This window comes from Sphingopyxis sp. (genome assembly GCF_035686825.1).
GTDB lineage: Bacteria > Pseudomonadota > Alphaproteobacteria > Sphingomonadales > Sphingomonadaceae > Sphingopyxis.
The window spans coordinates 380,671-397,283 of the sequence record NZ_DASRYZ010000004.1; the positions used below are offsets into that span (position 1 = coordinate 380,671).

Consider the following 16,613-nt stretch of genomic DNA (forward strand, 5'->3'; position numbering starts at 1 on the left):
AGGGCAATTGCTGGTCGTTACTGGCTGCTGCTCTCGGACAGCGCGGCCAGGCGGCGGGTCAGATCCTCATCCATGGCGCGCAGTTTCTGCTGCCGCGCCAGGCCTTCGTCGTCCATCGTGCGCTGAAAATCCGCGGTGGCCTGTGCCAGCCGCTCGCGGATTTCGGGCTGGGTGACCAGCACGCCGATATATTCATCGAGGTCGCGAAGCGCGGTTTCGCGCGCCGCTGCTGCCTCGTCACTGCTTTCCAGCCTGCGATTGAACGAGAAGTGCATTCCGTCGGCTCTGAGCAATGTCGTCGCCCTATTATACACTTTCATCGGCTCCAATATGGCAAGCAACCCCTCGCAATCAAGCCCTTCGCGGCACATTGCGCTGTCAAGCATTACGCCGAGCAATTCGGCATCGCCCGGATCGCCCACCGGCAGGCGGGTGAGCGCCTCCTCGTTGCGCCGCAGCGCCTCGGGATAGCGCAGCAATCCGCCGATCAGTGCAGCGATGTAAGGCGCCGAAATTCCGGCCTGTCCGATGGAACGCGTCTCGTCGGCCGGAGGTTGCAGCCGCGGGTCGGGACCGAAGCGGCGACCAGACCCGCGTGGTGGGTTCGGGGTCCACGGCTGGCGCAATCCGCGCTCGGGCTGCTTGCGTGCAAACAGTGCGTCGAGTCGTTCGCGAAAGGCCTCGCGATAATGATGGCGGACGTCGGCGTCTTCGATCGCATCGGCGTGGGCGAGGAGGCGGGTCTTGAGCGCCGCGCGTTCCTCGGGGGTCGTCAGCGGGCCGGCGGCGACTTCGTACGCCCACAGGCGCTCGACGAGCGGCTGCGCGTCCTCGAGGATTTCGGTGAAGCCGGTGGCGCCACGCGCGCGGACGATATCGTCGGGGTCCTGCCCCGCCGGAAGCGTCGCGAAGGCAAGGCTGAAACCGGGACGCAGCAGCGGCAGCGCGCGCATCGCGGCGCGCATCGCGGCCTTCTGCCCCGCGCTGTCGCCGTCGAAGCAGAGGACCGGCACGGGCACCATGCGCCAGATCATTCCGAGCTGATTCTCGGTGAGCGCGGTGCCGAGCGGTGCCACGGCATCGGCGATCCCCGCCTCGGCGAGCGCGATCACGTCCATATAGCCTTCGACGACGATAATCCGGTTCGTCTGCCGCGACGCGGGGCTCGCCTTGTCGAGATTATAGAGCGTGCGCCCCTTGTCGAAGAGCGGGGTGTCGGGCGAGTTCAGATATTTGGGCTCGCCGTCGCCGAGGATGCGTCCGCCGAAGGCTATGACCCGCCCACGCGCGTCGCGGATCGGGATCATCAGCCGCCCGCGGAACCGGTCGTAGGGCTCCTTGTCGTCGACGGCGATCAGCATGCCGGCCTCCACCAGCATCGCGGTGGGGAATTTCTTGAGCGCTTCCTTCAATGCGCTGCGGCTCTCGGGGGCGAGGCCGAAGCCGAAGGCCTTGCGCGTCGCCTCCGAAATGCCGCGCTTCGCGAGATATTCGCGCGCCGGCGCACCGTTGCTGCTGCCGAGCTGCTGGGTGAACCAGTCGGCGGCGGCCTGCGTCACGTCGCGCAGGCTCGCCTGCTCCTCGGCCTTTTTCGCGGCGCGCGGGTCGGGGGCGGGGACCTCCATGCCGGCTTCGGCGGCAAGTTCCTTGACCGCGTCCATGAACGACAGCCCGCGCTGGTCGGTCATCCAGCGGATCGCATCGCCATGCGCCGAACAGCCGAAACAGTGGTAGAAACCCTTTTCGTCGTTGATCGTGAAGCTCGGCGTCTTCTCGTTATGGAAGGGGCAGCAGGCTTTGTATTCGCGCCCGGCGCGGATGACCTTCACCGTCCGCCCGATAAGCGTCGACAGCGTGATCCGCGATCGCAGTTCGTCCAGCCATTGCGGGGTGAGGGTCATATTCGCGATATGCCCCTGCCGGCACCCGCCTGCAAGCAGGCGGGGAGGGCCTGTCTCAGCTGAGCGCCGCCTTCACCCAGCCGCTCGCCTTGCTCATATCAAGCTGGCTGCCAAGCCGGTCTTTCACCGCGGCCATCACCTTGCCCATATCCTTGAGGCTTTCGGCGCCAAGCTCCACCACGATCGCCTTGATCGCCGCCATCGCCTCGTCGTCGCTGAGCTGCGCGGGCAGGAAATCCTCGATCACGACGACCTCGGCGGCTTCGATATCGGCAAGTTCCTGGCGGCCACCCTGCTCGTACATTGTGATCGATTCGCGGCGCTGCTTGACCATTTTTTGCAGCACGTCGGTGACGAGCACGTCGTCGTCGGCCGGCGCGGTGCCGGTGCGGAGTTCGATGTCCTTGTCCTTGATCTTGGCCAGCATCAGCCGGATGGTGCCCAGACGCGCCTTGTCGCCGCTTTTCATCGCGGCAACCTGCGCAGCCTTTAGACGCTCACGAATCATGCGTGTCCCCATGCGCTGCAAATTTCGGAAAGGCCCTCTCTAGCGGCAAGATTCATAATCCGATAGCTTGTGAATCACTTTTTTGCCGCCTACTTGGTCGGCCGTTTAGCCCCCCGTCCGGAGCATGTTGAATGGCACCTGCCAACCCCTCTGCCGCGCCTGCGGTCCAGCCTTCGGGCGCCACCGGCGTCCTCGTCCTTGCCGACGGCACGATCCTGTGGGGCGTCGGTTACGGCGCCGCCGGAGCCAGCGTGGGCGAGATTTGTTTCAACACATCGATGACGGGTTATCAGGAAATCCTGACCGATCCCTCTTACGCGGGGCAGATCGTCACCTTCACCTTCCCGCACATCGGCAATGTCGGCGCGAACCCGGAAGATATGGAGCGCGGCGTGCACGGCGCGCTCGGCGCGATCACGCGCGAGCTGCCGACGCAGCCGAGCAACTTCCGCAGCGTGCAGACGCTCCCCGAATGGATGATCGAACAGGGCGTGATCGGACTCGCGGGCATCGACACGCGCGCGCTCACCCGCCGCATCCGCGACGCCGGCGCCCCGAACGGCGTGATCGCGCACAGCCCCGACGGCAAATTCGACATCGACGAGCTGCTCGCCATGGCGCGCGGCTGGTCGGGACTGGAAGGGCTGGACCTCGCGAAGGACGTCAGCCGCACCGACACCGGCGACTGGACCGGCGGCGCGTGGACGCTGGGGCATGGCTATGCGACCGCCGAGGGCGAAGCGCGCCCGCACGTCGTCGCGATCGATTATGGCGCGAAGGACAATATCTTCCGCAATCTCGTGAAGGCCGGCGCGCGCGTCACCGTGGTCCCCGCGACCGCGAGCCTCGACGAAGTGCTGAGCCACCAGCCCGCGGGCGTATTCCTGTCGAACGGCCCCGGCGACCCCGCCGCGACGGGCGACTATGCGGTGCCGGTGATCCAGGGGCTCCTCGAACGCGACGTGCCGATCTTCGGCATTTGCCTCGGCCACCAGATGCTCGGCATCGCGGCGGGCGCCAAGACCGTGAAGATGCATCAGGGCCACCGCGGCGCGAACCATCCGGTGCAGCGGGCCGAAGATGGCGTGGTCGAGATCACCAGCATGAACCACGGCTTCGCGGTCGACGCATCGACGCTGCCTGCGGGGGTGGTCGAGACGCACAAGAGCCTGTTCGATGGATCGAACTGCGGCATCGCGATCACAGGGAAGAACGCATTCAGCGTGCAATATCACCCCGAAGCGAGCCCGGGGCCGCAGGACAGCTTTTACCTGTTCGAGAAATTTGTGGGTGGGTTGAAGTGATCGGCCGTGCCGTTTCGGCAATTTTGCCCGTTTTGATGCTGGCGGGATGTGCGACCAGTCCGACAGAACCCGAAGCTGGAGGGCTGAAGGCGGCGCTGGCGCGCGTGGAAACCCAGTGCCAAATCAAGCACAGCACGCTGAAGCTCAGCAGCGATAATCAAGTCACCATAGCGCCCTCAGCCGACGAAAAATATGAAGCGATCGATTGTCTTATTCGTGAGCTGAAGAAGCCAGAATTTGCGGACATAAAACTCGGTTTCGTAGGCAACGAAGCCTTTGCGACAGAAGAACAGAAATAATGCCCAAAAGAACCGACATAAAATCCATCCTCGTCATCGGCGCCGGCCCGATCGTTATCGGTCAGGCATGCGAGTTCGACTATTCGGGGACGCAGGCGATCAAGGCGCTGAAGGAGGAGGGCTATCGTATCGTCCTCGTCAACTCCAACCCCGCGACGATCATGACCGATCCCGACCTCGCCGACGCCACGTACGTGGAGCCGATCACGCCCGAGATCGTCGCGAAGATCATCGAAAAGGAGACCGCCGCGTTTCCTGGGGGTTGGGCGGTGCTGCCGACGATGGGCGGGCAGACCGCGCTCAACACTGCGCTCGCGCTCGCGCAGGACGGCACGCTCGCCAAATATGGCGTCGAGATGATCGGCGCCGATGCCGAGGCGATCGACAAGGCCGAGGACCGGCAGAAGTTCCGCGACGCGATGGACAAGATCGGGCTGGAGAGCGCACGCAGCGGCGTCGCGCACACGCTCGACGAGGCGTTCGCGGTGCTCGAACGCACCGGACTTCCCTCGATTATCCGCCCGTCGTTCACGCTGGGCGGCACCGGCGGCGGCATCGCGTACAACCGCGAGGAATTCGAACATATCGTCCGCGGCGGCCTGATCGCCTCGCCCACCACCGAAGTCCTGATCGAGGAATCGCTCCTCGGCTGGAAAGAATATGAGATGGAGGTGGTGCGCGACCGCAAGGACAATTGCATCATCATCTGTTCGATCGAGAATGTCGATCCGATGGGCGTGCACACCGGCGACAGCATCACCGTCGCCCCCGCGCTGACGCTGACCGACAAGGAATATCAGATCATGCGCAACGCGAGCATCGCGGTGCTGCGCGAGATCGGGGTCGAGACGGGCGGGTCGAACGTGCAGTTCGCGGTGAATCCCAAGGACGGCCGCCTGATCGTGATCGAGATGAACCCGCGCGTGTCGCGCTCGTCGGCGCTCGCGTCGAAGGCGACCGGCTTCCCGATCGCCAAGGTCGCGGCGAAGCTCGCGGTCGGCTATACGCTCGACGAGATCATGAACGACATCACCGGGGTGACCCCGGCGTCGTTCGAACCGACGATCGACTATGTCGTCACCAAGATCCCGCGCTTCGCCTTTGAAAAGTTCAAGGGCGCCGAGGCGACGCTGTCGACCGCGATGAAGTCGGTCGGCGAGGTGATGGCGATCGGCCGCACGATCCATGAATCGATGCAGAAGGCGCTGCGCGGGCTCGAAACCGGCCTCAGCGGCTTCAACTTCGTCGAGCGGCTCAAAGGCGCGACGCACGACCAACTCCGCAATGAACTGGCGCAGCGCACCCCCGACCGGCTGCTCAACACCGCGCAGGCGATCCGCGAGGGGCTGCCGCTCGAAGAGATCAACCGCGTCGCGGGTTACGACATGTGGTTCCTCGAACGCATCGCCGAGATCGTCGCCGCCGAACAGGATGTCTGCGAAAACGGCCTGCCGCGCGATGCTGAGGGCCTGCGCAAATTGAAGGCGATGGGCTTCTCCGACAAGCGGCTCGCCTATCTGGCGCTTCAGTCGGCAAATTTGCGCCCGGGTTCGCGTTCGGCGACCGCGCACGGCAGCGGGCTGATCCACGAAGCGGTGAAGGCGATGACCGGCGGCGTCACCGAGGCCGAAGTGCGAAGCCTTCGCCACAAGCTCGGCGTGCGGCCGGTGTTCAAGACGATCGACACTTGCGCGGCGGAATTTCAGGCGCAAACGCCCTATCTCTATTCGACTTACGAAGCGCCGACCTTTGGCGAGCCCGAGAATGAGGCCGATCCGAGCGACCGGAAAAAGGTCGTGATTCTGGGCGGCGGCCCGAACCGGATCGGGCAAGGGATCGAGTTCGACTATTGCTGCTGCCACGCCTGCTTCGCGCTCGAAGAGGCGGGGTATGAAACGATCATGATCAACTGCAACCCGGAAACGGTCAGCACCGATTATGACACCTCCGACCGCCTCTATTTCGAGCCGCTGACCGCCGAGGATGTGCTCGAAATCCTTCACGTCGAAATGTCGAAGGGCGAGCTGGTGGGCGTGATCGTCCAGTTCGGCGGGCAGACGCCGCTCAAGCTCGCGCAGGCGCTGGCCGAAGCGGGCATCCCGATCCTCGGCACCTCGCCCGACGCGATCGACCTCGCCGAGGACCGCGAGCGGTTCGCGGCGCTGGTCAACAAGCTCGGCCTGAAGCAGCCCGAGAATGGCATCGCGCGCAGCCGCGAGGAAGCCGTCGCGGTCGCGGCGCGCATCGGTTATCCGGTGCTCACGCGTCCCTCCTATGTGCTCGGCGGCCGCGCGATGGAGATCGTCGACGATCAGGCGCAGCTCGAAAATTATATCGAGACCGCGGTGCAGGTGTCGGGGGACAGCCCGGTGCTGATCGACCGGTATCTGCGCGACGCGATCGAGGTCGACGTCGATGCGCTGTGCGACGGCACCGATGTCGTCGTCGCGGGCGTGCTCCAGCATATCGAGGAAGCCGGCGTCCATTCGGGCGACAGCGCCTGCTCGATCCCGCCCTACAGCCTGTCGGACAAGATCGTCGCCGAGATCGAGCGGCAGGCCGACGCGCTCGCGCGCGCGCTCGAGGTTCGCGGCCTCATGAACATCCAGTTCGCGGTCAAGGACGACGAAGTCTATCTGATCGAAGTCAACCCGCGCGCCAGTCGCACCGTGCCCTTCGTCGCCAAGGCGGTGGGTTCGCCGATCGCCAAGATCGCGGCGCGCGTGATGGCGGGCGAAAAGCTCGCCGACCTGCCGAAGATCAACCGCGACATCGACCATGTTGCGGTCAAGGAAGCGGTCTTCCCCTTCGCGCGCTTCCCCGGCACCGATCCGGTGCTGTCGCCCGAGATGAAGTCGACGGGCGAAGTCATGGGAATCGATGCCGATTTCAACCTCGCCTTTGCAAAGGCGCAGCTCGGCGCGGGCGACCGCCTGCCGACCACGGGGCGCCTCTTCGTGTCGGTCAAGGACAGCGACAAGCCGCGCATCATCGGCGCGGTGAAGCAGCTCGCCGACTGGGGCTGGAAGGTCATCGCGACCGGCGGCACCGCCGACTATCTGGCGGGGCAGGGGATCGACGTCGAGCGCGTCAACAAGGTCGCCGAGGGACGCCCGCATATTGTCGACCGGATCAAGGACGGCGACGTCCAGCTGATCTTCAACACGACCGAAGGCTGGCAGTCGCTGCAGGATTCGCAATCGATCCGCGCGTCGGCGCTGGCGGCCGACATCGCCTATTATACGACGGCGGCGGCAAGCGATGCGGCGACGCAGGCGATCGGGGCGCTCCGCTCGCGCTCTCTTGAAGTAAAGCCGCTTCAGGACTATTATTGAAGGACCGCTCCACCTCCCCACATTGACGGAAAAGCGGCGCAGCCGCCCGGCGAAGTTTCGCTGGCGCTGGATTATTGACGAAGGACAACAGGATAATGGCAAGCGTTGAAAAGGTGCCGATGCTGGCAGAGGGCTATGAAAAGCTGACCGCGCAGCTGTCGGCGCTCAAAGCCGAGCGGCCGCTGATCGTCGATGCGATCGAGGAAGCGCGCGCGCATGGCGACCTTTCGGAAAATGCCGAATATCACGCCGCCAAGGAGCGCCAGGGCCAGGTCGAAGCGACGATCGGCGACCTCGAAGACCGACTGTCGCGTGCGCAGGTTATCGACCCGACGACGCTGTCGGGCGACCGCATCGTGTTCGGTGCGACCGTCACGCTCGCCGACGAGGACGACAAGCCGGTCAAGTACCAGATCGTCGGGCAGGCCGAAGCCGACGCCAAGGACGGCAAGATCAGCTATAATTCGCCGCTCGGCCGCGCGCTGATCGGCCGCCGCGTCGAGGACGAGGTCGAAGTCACCGTGCCCGCGGGCGACAAATATTATCTGGTGACCAAGATCGAATTCATCTGACGGGCGAGCGAGGATGAAGCCACAGGACGCGCCGCTGGTCACGGGCTATGCGCTCGCCTGTGTCGTCATCTTCGTGCTTGTGTGGATTACCGGCTTTCAGCTCGACGCGATCATGCGCGCGGGGTTCATTCCAGCACGTTTCGGGCATGAATTGATCCTGCCGCCGGGGACGATGGTGCCCTTTGTGCTGACGCCGCTGTCGTCGGCGTTCCTGCATGGCGGGGTGCTGCACATCGTCTTCAACATGCTCGTCCTGCTTTTCGTCGGCCGCCAGCTCGAGGCGCCGCTGGGCACCAAGGCGATGGCGGTGCTGCTGCTCGCGGGCGCCTATGGCGGCGCGCTCGCGCAGTTTCTTGCCGATCCCGCCTCGGCGGTCCCGATGATCGGCGCGAGCGGCGCGATTTCGGCGCTGATCGCGGTGTTCGCCTTGATCTTCAGCCGCACGCAGGCGCCCGCAATCGGCCCGATCCCGAGCCATTGGGTGCGCGCGCTGTGGCTCGCCGCGGCGTGGATCGGGCTTCAGCTATTGCTGGGTTTCGCGGGCGGCGGCGGGTTCGGCGCCGTCGCGATCTGGGCGCATGTCGGCGGCTTTCTCGCCGGGCTGTTTCTTGCGCGCCCGCTGCTGCGCTGGCGTTTCGGGGCGCGCTAGGCGCTCGCTTCCCAAGATAATGTCGGCTTTGGGGTGGGAAGCGGGCGTTCTCACTTTCGTCATCCCGGACTTGATCCGGGATCCATTCCTTCGACGCTGCGAGAATGGACCCCGGATCAAGTCCGGGGTGACGACGCAATAAAGGCCGGCCTTCGGCCGAAACCGGCTATTGCGCCAGCAATCCACCCGCCAGCAGCATTGCCACCCGCACGTCGATCCCGCAGCCCTCGGCGCGTTTCGCCGCGATGAAATCCTCGATGCCAGCGATGGGAACGCGGTGGACGACGATATCCTCGCCGTCGACCCCGCCGCCTTCGCCGACCTTGGTCAGGTCGGTGGCAACGAGCAGCGTGAAGCTTTCGCTGACCATGCCGGGCGAGCTGTAGAATTCGCCGACGGTGCGCCACCGCGCGGCGCGATAGCCCGTTTCCTCCTCAAGCTCGCGCTCCGCCGCGATCTCCGACGCTTCGCCCGCCATGTCGTCGCCGACGAGTCCCGCGGGCAGTTCGAGGCAGTTGATCTTCAGCGGCACGCGATATTGCTCGACCAGGATGACATGCCGTCCGTCGTCGCTCGCGTCGATCGCGAGGATCACCGCGGCGTGGATGCCGCGCGAGCGCGCGACATATTCCCACGTCCCTTGCTGCTTGACCGTGATGAAGCGGCCTTCCCACCGCGTCTCGATGGGGGTGTCGGGGCCGGGGCGGCTCATGATATTTCCTTTTAGAGTTCGATCAGGCGGTCGGGGAGTTCGTTCGGATTTTCGCTGCCGCGCGGGAAATGTTCGGCGAGCACGACGCCCATCTGCCGCACCGCCTCGGCCATGCCTTCACCCGGCTTGCCCGCGCGCACGCGCTCGATCAGCGCGGCCATCGCGTCGCCCCACACGTCGGGCGTCACCTTCGCGGCGATCGCCTCGTCGGCGACGATGTCGGCGCGATGCTCTTTCAGGCTGAGGTAGAGGAGCACCCCGGTGCGGCCGGTGGTCTTTCCTTCGGTTCCGACCTTGAACAGGTCGATCGCGCGGGCGCGTACGCGTGTCGCCTTGATGCTGCGCGGGGTCAGCGTCATGCGCAGCGGGCGCCACAACAGAATCAGCCACATGCCGATCCATTTGAGGACGCCGATCGCGATCACCGTGCCAAGCCACTGATTGGCGGTGAGTTCATGTCCCCAGCCGCCGGTGAGCCGGTCGTACAGGCCGCGGTAGAAGTCGGGGAAGAGCGCGACGATCGACATCGCGACAAACGCGACGATACTCGCCCAGACTAGCGCGACATCGTCATAGTCATTGGATTTTCCGGCGACGACGGTGACGATCTCGCCGCTCGTCTGCGCCTCGGCCGCGGCGACCGCGGCGGTGACGATGTCATGATCGGCTTCGCTGACGTGGCTGACTTTCATGGCCCTGCTCCCTTACCAGCCACCCGAGGCGCCGCCGCCGCCGAAGCTGCCGCCGCCGCCCGAGAAACCGCCGAAGCCGCCGCCTCCGAAGCCGCCGCCGCCCCATGACGAACCGCCGCCACCTCCCCAATCATCGTCGCCGCCGCCCCAGATGATGATCGGCGCCGCGCCCCACGGCCCGCCCCTGCGCCGCTTCCGCCCGCGCCGCGACCGGCTCGACAGCCAGGGGATGATGAAAAAGATCAGGATGATGAAACCGATAAAGAAGAGGCCGCCGAAATTGCCGTCGTCGGCGCGGTCGCGTTCGGCCTTGTCGGCAGCGGCTGCGCGTGCTGCGGCTTCTTCAGGGGTCAGCTGAATCTGCTCGGCGATCGCGTTGACGCCGTCCTGAATGCCGCCCGGATAATCGTTCGCCTTGAATTTGGGGGTCACGACGTCGCGGATGATCCGGCCCGACAGCGCGTCGGTCAGGATGGGTTCGAGGCCATAGCCGACCGAGATGTTCATCCGCCGCTCGTTCGGCGCGATCAGGAAGACGACGCCGTCGTCCTTCTCCTTGTCGCCGATCTGCCACTCGCGGCCGAGCCGGTAGCCATAATCCGAAACATCATGGCCCTCGAGGTCGCTGACCGTCGCGACGACGAGCTGATGCCCGGTCTTCTGCTGCAGCTCGAGAAGCTGCGTATTGAGCGCGGCTTCCTCGGCCGCGGGGATGATATCGGCCTGATCGACGACCGGATTGCCCGCGAGCTTGGGGAAGGTCTGCGCGGTCGCGGGCGCCGCGAGCAATGAGAGGCCCAGTGCCCAGCCGAGCAAAAGCGACCTCATTCGGTATCTCCCGTTTGCGCGGCGATAGCGTCGATGCCGGTCGACAGGCCACCCGCATAATCTCGCATTTTGAACTGCGGAATCATTTCATGAATGACGGCGAGTGCCTTGTCGTCGGTCAGTATCTTTTCCATCCCCAAGCCAGTCGCGATGCGCATCTGCTGTTCTTTGGGAGCGACAAGAATGACGATTCCGTCGTCATGATCCTGCCTGCCGATTTCCCAGCGCTCGCCAAGACAGGTTCCGAAATTGTCCACCCGCGCGCCATGCAGGCTGGACGTCGTCGCGATGACCATCTGGTGTTTCGTACGCATTTCATATCGGGCCAGCCGATCAGACAGGCGCGCTTCCTCCTCGCCGGTCAATATCTCCGCGGCATCGGTTACACGGCCGGTCATCGCCATCTGTGGGACGCCGTCGCAGGCAACCGTTTCCCTTGCGATAGCTGGCTCCGACGCCGCTTTGCATCCGCCCGCGCCCAGCAGGATCGCGAGCGGAGCGACAAGAGCGACGCGGCCCACCTTATTGCCCGAAGTCGACCTTCGGCGCCTGATTGGCGTTGGGCGTCACCGCGCGATAGGGGGTCATCGCCTCAGCGCCATGGACGATCTTGGCGCCGATGATGTCGGGGAAGGTGCGGATCGTCGTATTATAGTCCTGCACCGCGGCGTTATAGTCCTGCACCGACACGTTGATGCGGTTCTCGGTGCCCTCGAGCTGGGTCATCAGGTCGGCGAAGCGCGCCTGGCTCTTGAGGTCGGGATAGGCTTCGACGGTGACAAGCAGGCGGCCGAGTGCGCTCGACACATTGCCTTGCGCCTGCTGGAAGGCCTGCACCTTGGCCGGATCTTCGAGGTCGTCGGTGCTGAGCTTCACTTGCGTCGCCGATGCGCGCGCCTGGATCACGCCTTCGAGCGTCGACTGTTCGATATTGGCGGCGCCCTTCGCGGTTTCGACGAGATTGGGGATCAGGTCGGCGCGCCGCTGATAGGCGGCTTCGACATTCGCCCACTTCGCTTTCGCGGCCTCTTCCTTGGTGGGGACGCTGTTGATGCCGCAGGCGGACAGGCTCATCGCGGCGACGGGCAGGATCAACCAGCGGGCGTTACGATAGGTCATGGTCATCAGGCTCCCTCCGGCGGCGTTTTGCCGCAACAATACACATAATAGGATCGCGCTTGCCTTTGTGCAATCATCACGGCAGTTTTCACGGCATGGCTCAACAACTCGGGGTACGACAAGATGTTGAATGAATTCAGGGAATTTATCGCACGCGGCAATGTCATCGACCTCGCGGTCGGCGTCATCATCGGCGGCGCCTTCGCGACGATCACCAAGTCGCTGACCGAGGATATCATCATGCCCGTCGTCGGCGCGATCTTTGGCGGGGTGGATTTCTCGAATATGTTCATCCGCCTCGGCCCGGTGCCCGCCGGCGTGTCGGCGAGCGACTATGCGGCGCTCAAAGAGGCGGGGGTCGCGATGTTCGGCTATGGCGCCTTCATCACCGCGACGATCAATTTCCTGATTCTGGCGTGGATCATCTTCCTCTTGGTGAGGGCGGTGAACAAGGTCGTCCGCAAGGCGCCCGACGCGCCCGCGGGCCCGACCGAAGTCGAACTGCTGGCCGAAATCCGCGATGAGTTGAAAAGGAAGTAGTTCGCGATCCGCGACGAAACGCCCGCCCGCTCTTCCCAAGCGCGGGCGGGCTTCCTATATGGGTTGTTGCCGGCTTCGGCCGGCTATGAGGATAAATGGTGTCGTGGAATAGACACAGCGGACCCGGGGGCAGTACCCGGCGGCTCCACCACAAACCCGCGTTTCATCGATGGGCGCGCGGGCTTCTGACGGGGCCGAACCAGGATCGACGTGTGTTCAAAGACGATATTTTCTTCCGGGCTGAGTAACCCGTTCAAGGCTCAAAACTATAAGTGCTAACGATAACGAAGCACTCGCTCTGGCTGCGTAACCGATAAGCCTCACGGCCTAAGGTTATTCAAATAGAACGCGGTTCGGACCGAACCGGGCAACAGAATCGGATACCAGCGGCTGGGGACGAGCCGGGCAACAGAATCGTCCCACCTTTCCCTTATCGTGGACAAGCAAAAGGGAGCGGCGAACCGCTCCCTCTCTTCGCCATGCGGGCGAACTAGCTGCCCTGCGGCGCAAAGGACGTGCTGTCGACGCGCAGATTGTTCTGCACATGCTTCACGCCCGTCACATCGTCGGCCAGATCCTCGGCGCGGCGCTTGGCGCGCTTGCCGTCGACGGTGCCGTCGAGCGTGACTTCGCCGCCCGACACGGTGACGCCGACGCGCGAGGCATCGACCCAATAATCCTCGGTCAGCCGGTCGTTCACATCCTCGCGAATGCGGTCGTCCGAACGGACATAGTCGCTTGGCCCGCGCCCGCGATGGTCACGCTCGCGGCGGCGCTGCGCTTCCTCGTCACCGAGCCACGACAGCACCTCGTCGCCCGCGCGCTCGAAAAAGCCGCGCTCGTTACGCCCGCGCGGCGAATAGCCGCCGCGGTCATAGGTCGATCGGCCGAAATCGCCGGTGGCATAGGGGATATAGGTCGGCCAGCCATAGGGATCGGCATATCCCATATAGGCCCACGCCGACTCGCGATCCTCGCGGTCGCGCCAATCGCTATCGCGCGAGCCGCGATGGCGGTCCCTGTCGCCGCGTTCCTCGCGCTCGCCATATCGCTGATCATCGTCCCAATAGCGCCGCGCGCCATAGGTGCGATTCCAGTCGTTTCCGGCATAGTCGCGCGGGCGATCCGCGCTGTAGTGGCCGCGCTCGGTGCGCTCGCGCCCGCTGCGGCCATAGTCGCCATAGCGCCGCGTCTCGCGCGGACCGAATCCTGCTTCGGGGTAGCCGCCATAGGCGTAAGCGCCGTCGTCGCGGTTCGATTCCCAGTCATAGAGCGAACCCGATTGCGTATCGCGATCACTGTTCTCGTCGCGGCTGCCGCGATCTTTGTTCGTCTGCCTTTCCACTTTCCGTCTCCTCGTTTCGCTGGGGGAGCGGTTGGCAGGCGCCAAGGGGCCGACGCCCCCAACCTGTCCGACTGACGCGCGCGCGGCGCCGGGGTTCCTGCCTATTCGGCAAAGCGAGTGGAAATAGACGCGGGACCTTGATCCATGTTGGTCGCGGCTGTTGCGCGGGGTGACGGGCCCTTCAGTGCGGATTCTCGCAGCGGCTGTGGTCGCCGAGCGCCTCGATCACCCGGCAGTCGGCGGCGACCCCGCCACGGCAGCGCCCGACGATGCGCGCGAGTTCGTCGCGCAGCAAGGTAAGCTGCGCGATCTTCGCCTCGACCTGCTCCAGATGCGCGGTGGCGATGCGGTCGGCTTCGCCGCAATCGCGCGCCGGATCGTCCGACAGGTCGAGCAGCGAGCGGATTTCCTCGATCGTGAAGCCCAGCTCGCGCGAATGGCGCACGAAACTCAGCCGCGACCGGTGCGCCGCGCCATAGCTGCGATAATTGGCCGCGGTGCGATCGGGCGCGGGAAGCAGGCCGATGCGCTCATAATAGCGGATGGTTTCGATATTCGTGCCGGTGGCACGCGACAGTTCGCCGATCTTCATGGCTTGACCCTGTAGTTGCTACAGAGTGCATATAGGATGCCGACTCGAAGATGATAGGAGATTTCGGCGATGGCCGACCAATGCTGTGCCGGCAAAAGCGGCAAGACCGCGCTGAACGAACCCAAATGGCGGCGAGTGCTGTGGTTCGCGCTGTTGATCAATGCCGTCATGTTCGGCGTCGAGATCGTCGCGGGCGTCGCGGCGGATTCGCGTGCGCTGCAGGCCGACGCGCTCGATTTTCTGGGCGACAGCGCCAATTATGCGATCAGTCTGGGCGTCGCGGGCATGGCGCTCGCCTGGCGCGCCCGCGCCGCCTTGCTGAAGGCGGCCACGATGCTCGCCTTCGGGCTTTGGGTGTTCGGATCGGCGGTGTGGGGCTTCGTCGCGGGGTCGGCGCCGCATGCCGAGACGATGGGTGCGATCGGCGCGCTGGCGTTCGCCGCCAATGTCGCGGTCGCGCTGATGCTCTATCGCTACCGAACGGGTGACGCGAACATGCGTTCGGTCTGGATCTGCTCGCGCAACGATGCGATCGGCAATATCGCGGTGATGGGCGCCGCGCTCGGCGTGTTCGGCACGGGACGCAGCTGGCCCGACCTCGCCGTCGCGGCGATCATGGCCGGGCTCGCGATCTGGGGCAGCCTCGAGGTGTTCCGGCAGGCGCGGGGCGAGCTCGCGGCCAGCGCCTGAACCCCCGGGCCGGACCTCCTCCGCACGGATCATCCTGTATCCGGCACAAGCCCGCGCTGGCGGCTTGTATTTCTGGCTTCCCCGGACATGTTGCATCGCAACAAGATTAGGTAAATCCAGGGAGTCCCCCATCCCATGACCAAGATCGATCTGGCGCTCGATGGTGCGCCCGTCCGAAGACCGCTCGCAAAGGTGGCACGGCGCGATGCCAAGATATGGCTCTGCCTCGCCCTGATGGGGCTCGACGCGGTGGCGCTGATGGCGGGCTTTGCGGTGACGTTGATCATCGAGGCGCCGCGCAGCATCTCGGACGGACTGTGGACGGCGATGTTCGGCGCGCTGCTCGTGCATGCGGCGATCGCCTTTCAGAACCAGGCCTATAACCCGCGCTGCCTGACCAAGCCGCTCAAGAGCTGCCGTCAGACGATGATCTCGTTCGCGACGACCCTGCTCGTTTTCCTGCTCGCCGCCTTCTCGCTGCGGGTGACCGGACAGGTTCCGCGCCTCGCGCTCGGCATGGGCATGGTGACCGCGCTGATTCTGCTCGTCGCCCAGCGGCTCCTCGTCTGTCATATCGTGGGCCGCGTTTTCGGCGAGATGACGGCCGAACTCGTGATCGTCGACGGCGCGAATCTGCCGCCATCCTATCTGAAGCGCGATATCATCGACGCGCGCGCGTCGGGGCTCCGCACCGACCTCGACGATCCCTATATGCTCGACCGGCTCGGCACGGTGCTGCAGGATTACGACCGGGTGACGATCGCTTGCGCGCCCGAGCGCAAGGTCGAATGGGCCCGTGCGCTGAAGGGCGTGAACATCCTCGGCGAGATCGTGATGCCCGAGATCGCCGAACTGGGGCCGCTGACCACGCGGCAAGCGGACGGGGTGACGACGCTGGTGGTGTCGTGGGGTCCGCTCAACCGCGCCAACCGGGTCAAGAAGCGCGCGCTCGACCTAGCGGTGACGATCCCGGCGCTGCTGGCGCTGGCGCCGTTGCTGGCGCTGGTCGCGATCGCGATCAAGCTCGATTCGGCGGGACCGGTGTTTTTCCGGCAAGACCGGATGGGGCGCGGCAACCGCATTTTCCGGATCCTCAAGTTCCGCAGCATGCGCGTCGAGGCGACCGATGCCAACGGCGCCCGCTCGGCGAGCCGCGACGACGACCGGATCACGCGCGTCGGCAAATTCATCCGGGCGACGAGCATCGACGAGCTTCCGCAGCTGATCAACGTGCTGTCGGGCGAGATGAGCCTGGTCGGGCCGCGCCCGCACGCGCTGGGCTCAACGGCGGGGAACGAACTGTTCTGGCGCGTCGACCGACAATATTGGCATCGCCACGCGCTCAAGCCGGGCATCACCGGGCTCGCGCAGATCCGCGGTTTTCGCGGCGCGACCAACACCAAGCGCGATATCGTCAACCGGCTGGGCGCCGACCTTGAATATCAGCAGGGCTGGTCGCTGCTGCGCGACGTTTCGATCCTGGTGCGCACGGCGCAGGTGCTGATCCACCGCAACGCCTATTGAGGC

17 protein-coding genes and 1 other RNA gene are annotated in these 16,613 nt (G+C 65.1%); 9 read left to right on the forward strand and 9 right to left on the reverse strand.

Annotated features, from left to right (window positions below; translation table 11 throughout):
- Positions 1-17: 17 nt before the first annotated feature.
- Positions 18-1,901, reverse strand: coding sequence for a DNA primase (dnaG, locus tag VFG17_RS10565; RefSeq protein WP_325029424.1), 1,884 nt, complete (start codon positions 1,899-1,901; stop codon positions 18-20).
- 55 nt (positions 1,902-1,956) lie between these two features.
- Positions 1,957-2,409, reverse strand: coding sequence for a GatB/YqeY domain-containing protein (locus tag VFG17_RS10570; RefSeq protein WP_325029425.1), 453 nt, complete (start codon positions 2,407-2,409; stop codon positions 1,957-1,959).
- A 131-nt stretch (positions 2,410-2,540) separates the two neighbouring features.
- Between VFG17_RS10570 and carA the strand changes: the two genes are divergently transcribed.
- The 5 genes from carA (at position 2,541) to VFG17_RS10595 (ending at position 8,568) form a co-directional block, all read left to right on the forward strand.
- Positions 2,541-3,713 carry a glutamine-hydrolyzing carbamoyl-phosphate synthase small subunit gene (gene carA, locus VFG17_RS10575; protein ID WP_325029426.1) on the forward strand — a complete coding sequence of 391 codons (1,173 nt, stop codon included), beginning with the start codon at positions 2,541-2,543 and terminating at the stop codon, positions 3,711-3,713.
- Complete coding sequence (locus VFG17_RS10580) at positions 3,710-4,012, forward strand: hypothetical protein (RefSeq protein ID WP_325029427.1); 303 nt, start codon at positions 3,710-3,712, stop codon at positions 4,010-4,012. Before carA ends, VFG17_RS10580 begins: the two co-directional genes overlap by 4 nt.
- The gene (gene carB / locus VFG17_RS10585; protein ID WP_325029428.1) at positions 4,012-7,347 is read left to right on the forward strand and encodes a carbamoyl-phosphate synthase large subunit; all 3,336 of its coding nucleotides are present in this window, start codon (positions 4,012-4,014) and stop codon (positions 7,345-7,347) included. The genes VFG17_RS10580 and carB overlap by 1 nt, the downstream gene beginning before the upstream one ends.
- Positions 7,348-7,442: 95 nt before the next feature.
- A complete protein-coding gene (gene greA / locus VFG17_RS10590; RefSeq protein WP_325029429.1) occupies positions 7,443-7,919 on the forward strand; it encodes a transcription elongation factor GreA in 477 nt (158 codons plus the stop codon).
- 13 nt (positions 7,920-7,932) lie between these two features.
- Entirely contained in the window at positions 7,933-8,568 is a 636-nt protein-coding gene (locus tag VFG17_RS10595; RefSeq protein WP_325029430.1) for a rhomboid family intramembrane serine protease, read from the forward strand.
- A gap of 166 nt (positions 8,569-8,734) precedes the next feature.
- On the opposite strand, the gene VFG17_RS10600 is transcribed toward VFG17_RS10595, so the two are convergent.
- The 5 genes from VFG17_RS10600 to VFG17_RS10620 are packed head-to-tail and all read right to left on the reverse strand — an operon-like array spanning position 8,735 to position 11,925.
- The gene (locus VFG17_RS10600; RefSeq protein ID WP_325029431.1) at positions 8,735-9,280 is read right to left on the reverse strand and encodes an NUDIX hydrolase; all 546 of its coding nucleotides are present in this window, start codon (positions 9,278-9,280) and stop codon (positions 8,735-8,737) included.
- An 11-nt stretch (positions 9,281-9,291) separates the two neighbouring features.
- Positions 9,292-9,972, reverse strand: coding sequence for a TPM domain-containing protein (locus VFG17_RS10605; RefSeq protein WP_325029432.1), 681 nt, complete (start codon positions 9,970-9,972; stop codon positions 9,292-9,294).
- 12 nt (positions 9,973-9,984) lie between these two features.
- Entirely contained in the window at positions 9,985-10,800 is an 816-nt protein-coding gene (locus VFG17_RS10610; RefSeq protein ID WP_325029433.1) for a TPM domain-containing protein, read from the reverse strand.
- The gene (locus VFG17_RS10615; protein WP_325029434.1) at positions 10,797-11,321 is read right to left on the reverse strand and encodes a TPM domain-containing protein; all 525 of its coding nucleotides are present in this window, start codon (positions 11,319-11,321) and stop codon (positions 10,797-10,799) included. Before VFG17_RS10615 ends, VFG17_RS10610 begins: the two co-directional genes overlap by 4 nt.
- A 1-nt stretch (position 11,322) precedes the next feature.
- Positions 11,323-11,925 carry a LemA family protein gene (locus VFG17_RS10620; RefSeq protein WP_136173598.1) on the reverse strand — a complete coding sequence of 201 codons (603 nt, stop codon included), beginning with the start codon at positions 11,923-11,925 and terminating at the stop codon, positions 11,323-11,325.
- A gap of 117 nt (positions 11,926-12,042) precedes the next feature.
- Between VFG17_RS10620 and mscL the strand changes: the two genes are divergently transcribed.
- Both mscL and ssrA read left to right on the forward strand, forming a co-directional pair.
- Positions 12,043-12,459 carry a large conductance mechanosensitive channel protein MscL gene (gene mscL / locus VFG17_RS10625; RefSeq protein ID WP_325029435.1) on the forward strand — a complete coding sequence of 139 codons (417 nt, stop codon included), beginning with the start codon at positions 12,043-12,045 and terminating at the stop codon, positions 12,457-12,459.
- A 28-nt stretch (positions 12,460-12,487) separates the two neighbouring features.
- Positions 12,488-12,844: a transfer-messenger RNA gene (ssrA, locus tag VFG17_RS10630) on the forward strand.
- A 105-nt stretch (positions 12,845-12,949) separates the two neighbouring features.
- Here the strand turns inward: ssrA and VFG17_RS10635 are convergent.
- Together VFG17_RS10635 and VFG17_RS10640 are read right to left on the reverse strand one after the other, a co-directional pair.
- Positions 12,950-13,804 (reverse strand): BON domain-containing protein, encoded by an 855-nt coding sequence (locus VFG17_RS10635; protein ID WP_325029436.1) that lies wholly within the window; start codon positions 13,802-13,804, stop codon positions 12,950-12,952.
- A gap of 181 nt (positions 13,805-13,985) precedes the next feature.
- On the reverse strand, positions 13,986-14,396 hold the full coding sequence (locus VFG17_RS10640; protein ID WP_325029437.1) for a helix-turn-helix domain-containing protein: 411 nt from the start codon (positions 14,394-14,396) through the stop codon (positions 13,986-13,988).
- A gap of 69 nt (positions 14,397-14,465) precedes the next feature.
- On the opposite strand from VFG17_RS10640, the gene VFG17_RS10645 reads away from it, so the two are divergent.
- The gene (locus tag VFG17_RS10645) at positions 14,466-15,086 is read left to right on the forward strand and encodes a cation transporter (RefSeq protein WP_325029438.1); all 621 of its coding nucleotides are present in this window, start codon (positions 14,466-14,468) and stop codon (positions 15,084-15,086) included.
- Positions 15,087-15,221: 135 nt separating this feature from the next.
- A complete protein-coding gene (locus tag VFG17_RS10650) occupies positions 15,222-16,610 on the forward strand; it encodes an exopolysaccharide biosynthesis polyprenyl glycosylphosphotransferase (protein WP_325029439.1) in 1,389 nt (462 codons plus the stop codon).
- The last annotated feature ends 3 nt before the right edge of the window (positions 16,611-16,613 follow it).

What these genes read in the sequence shown, in the direction of transcription:
- VFG17_RS10600 (WP_325029431.1), bottom strand. Translation starts at nt 9,280, where the DNA reads ATGAGCCGCCCCGGCCCCGACACCCCCATCGAGACGCGGTGGGAAGGC.
- mscL (WP_325029435.1), top strand. Translation starts at nt 12,043, where the DNA reads ATGTTGAATGAATTCAGGGAATTTATCGCACGCGGCAATGTCATCGAC.
- dnaG (WP_325029424.1), bottom strand. Translation starts at nt 1,901, where the DNA reads ATGACCCTCACCCCGCAATGGCTGGACGAACTGCGATCGCGGATCACG.
- VFG17_RS10620 (WP_136173598.1), bottom strand. Translation starts at nt 11,925, where the DNA reads ATGACCATGACCTATCGTAACGCCCGCTGGTTGATCCTGCCCGTCGCC.
- carB (WP_325029428.1), top strand. Translation starts at nt 4,012, where the DNA reads ATGCCCAAAAGAACCGACATAAAATCCATCCTCGTCATCGGCGCCGGC.
- carA (WP_325029426.1), top strand. Translation starts at nt 2,541, where the DNA reads ATGGCACCTGCCAACCCCTCTGCCGCGCCTGCGGTCCAGCCTTCGGGC.
- greA (WP_325029429.1), top strand. Translation starts at nt 7,443, where the DNA reads ATGGCAAGCGTTGAAAAGGTGCCGATGCTGGCAGAGGGCTATGAAAAG.
- VFG17_RS10595 (WP_325029430.1), top strand. Translation starts at nt 7,933, where the DNA reads ATGAAGCCACAGGACGCGCCGCTGGTCACGGGCTATGCGCTCGCCTGT.
- VFG17_RS10610 (WP_325029433.1), bottom strand. Translation starts at nt 10,800, where the DNA reads ATGAGGTCGCTTTTGCTCGGCTGGGCACTGGGCCTCTCATTGCTCGCG.
- VFG17_RS10645 (WP_325029438.1), top strand. Translation starts at nt 14,466, where the DNA reads ATGGCCGACCAATGCTGTGCCGGCAAAAGCGGCAAGACCGCGCTGAAC.
- VFG17_RS10570 (WP_325029425.1), bottom strand. Translation starts at nt 2,409, where the DNA reads ATGATTCGTGAGCGTCTAAAGGCTGCGCAGGTTGCCGCGATGAAAAGC.
- VFG17_RS10605 (WP_325029432.1), bottom strand. Translation starts at nt 9,972, where the DNA reads ATGAAAGTCAGCCACGTCAGCGAAGCCGATCATGACATCGTCACCGCC.
- VFG17_RS10640 (WP_325029437.1), bottom strand. Translation starts at nt 14,396, where the DNA reads ATGAAGATCGGCGAACTGTCGCGTGCCACCGGCACGAATATCGAAACC.
- VFG17_RS10650 (WP_325029439.1), top strand. Translation starts at nt 15,222, where the DNA reads ATGACCAAGATCGATCTGGCGCTCGATGGTGCGCCCGTCCGAAGACCG.